This is a genomic window from Rhodococcus sp. (in: high G+C Gram-positive bacteria), assembly GCF_049286785.1.
Classification (GTDB): domain Bacteria; phylum Actinomycetota; class Actinomycetes; order Mycobacteriales; family Mycobacteriaceae; genus Rhodococcus_F.
The window spans coordinates 1-1,797 of sequence record NZ_JBAQEO010000921.1 but is presented as its reverse complement, the minus strand read 5'-3'; the positions used below and the strand labels follow the sequence as shown (position 1 = coordinate 1,797).

2 protein-coding genes are annotated in these 1,797 nt (G+C 70.3%); one reads left to right on the top strand and one right to left on the bottom strand.

The genetic code is table 11. The annotated features are described in order from the left end of the window. Positions 1–32: 32 nt before the first annotated feature. Positions 33–416 carry an RNA-binding S4 domain-containing protein gene (locus WAW17_RS33510; protein ID WP_422337131.1) on the top strand — a complete coding sequence of 128 codons (384 nt, stop codon included), beginning with the start codon at positions 33–35 and terminating at the stop codon, positions 414–416. A gap of 6 nt (positions 417–422) precedes the next feature. On the opposite strand, the gene WAW17_RS33505 is transcribed toward WAW17_RS33510, so the two are convergent. Further along, on the bottom strand, positions 423–1,694 hold the full coding sequence (locus WAW17_RS33505) for an RNA polymerase sigma factor (protein ID WP_422337130.1): 1,272 nt from the start codon (positions 1,692–1,694) through the stop codon (positions 423–425). Between the last annotated feature and the right edge of the window lie 103 nt (positions 1,695–1,797).

Below are 1,797 nucleotides of genomic sequence, written 5' to 3'. Positions count from 1 at the left end.
GCCCGATTCTCCGCCAGCCGTATCCTGATGGAATGCCGATTTCCAGTCCCGACCCCGCGAGCACCCGGGTGGACAGCTGGACCTGGGCCGTCCGCCTTTTCAAGACCCGGTCCGCAGCCGCCTCCGCTTGCCGATCGGGCCACGTCCGGGTCAACGGCAGTACTGCGAAAGCGGCCCAACCTGTCCGGGTGGGCGACGAAGTGCGCATCCGCGCCGCCGGCGTCGAACGAATCGTGGTGGTGATCCGGCCCATCACCAAACGCGTGGGGGCACCCGTCGCCGCCGAATGCTTCACCGATCACACACCGCCCCCACCACCTCGTGAACTCCTCGCGACCCTCCCTCAGCGCGACCGGGGAGCCGGGCGTCCCACCAAGCGTGAACGCCGCGAGATTGATCGGCTGCGCGGGCTCTGATGCACCTCATCCTTCCCGACGACTTCGCCTGAGCACCTCATCCAGCCTGCACTCCAGGTGTGCGCGTTCGGGTTCGGTGCCGACCAGGTCGAGTGCTTGCCGGTAGGCGGCAACGGCCTCAGGGAATCGGTCGAGCCGGCTCAACAGCTCGGCTCGGGCAGCGGGGTAGGGGTGGTAGCCGCGGAGCTTCGGCTCGTCGGCGAGTTCGTCGAGCAGCGCCAGACCCGCGTCCGGTCCGTCGCGCATGGCCACGGCAGCAGCCCGGTTCAGTGCAACCACAGGGGACGGCGTCAGAGCGAGCAGCACGTCGTACAGGGCCACTACCTGCGGCCAATCGGTGGTCGCGACATCCGCGGCCTCGTCGTGCAGGACAGCGATCGCAGCCTGCACACCGTACTGGCCGGGCGGGCCACCCGTCAGTGCGTCGAGCACCAGCCCGCGTCCCTCGTCGATCAGGTTGCGGTCCCAGCGGCTGCGATCCTGGTCGTCGAGCAAGACGATCTCGCCATCGGGACCGGTCCGGGCGTCACGGCGCGCGTGGATCAACAGCATCAGGCCGAGCAGGCCCACGACCTCCCGCTCGGTGGGCAGCAACCTGCGCAGTATCCGGGCCAGCCGGATGGCTTCCTCGGCGAGGTCGAGCCGCTGCAGGTCCGGGCCCGAACTGGCCGCGTAGCCCTCGGTGAAGATCGAATAGAGAACCTGGAGCACCCCCGGCAAGCGGTCCGGTAGCTCGTCGGCCCCCGGCACCCGGAACGGGATGCGGGCTTCGCGGATCCTCTTCTTCGCCCGCACGATCCGCTGTGCCATCGTCGCGGTCGGGACGAGAAAGGCCCGCGCAACCTCCTGTGTTGTCAGACCGGCCAGGCAGCGCAAAGTCAGCGCCCCACGGTCCTCGGCGGGAAGAGCCGGGTGCGCGCACGTGAAGAACAACTGAAGCCGCTCGTCGGGGAGATCGCTGTCCGCATCCGCGGTCGGGGCGGGATCGGCCCGGTCGGCCTCCACCTGAAGTACGGCAAGCGTGGCGGCGTAGGCCTTGTCCCGCCGCAGCCGGTCGACGGCCCGGCGCCGCGCCGTGGTCAGCAGCCAGGCCCCGGGCTTGGCCGGAACACCCTCGACCGGCCAGCGCAGCAGGGCTACCTCGATCGCTTCGGACGCCACCTCCTCGGCCAGGTCGAGGTCTCCGAAGCGGCGCACGAGGGAGGCAAGCAACCGGCCGCGTTCCTCACGGAACACCGCCTCGACGGATGCCTCGGCACCGGCGGCCCGCTCCTTCATCGCTGTCAGACCCCGAAGTCGGCAACCGGCCGGACCACGACCGAGCCGCCACCGCGGGCGCCGGGACAGCGCGCGGCCCAGTCGAGGGCGACGTCGAGATTCG

Excerpts from the sequence above, each read along its gene's own strand:
- WAW17_RS33510 (WP_422337131.1), top strand. The coding sequence starts at position 33 with ATGCCGATTTCCAGTCCCGACCCCGCGAGCACCCGGGTGGACAGCTGG.
- WAW17_RS33505 (WP_422337130.1), bottom strand. The coding sequence starts at position 1,694 with ATGAAGGAGCGGGCCGCCGGTGCCGAGGCATCCGTCGAGGCGGTGTTC.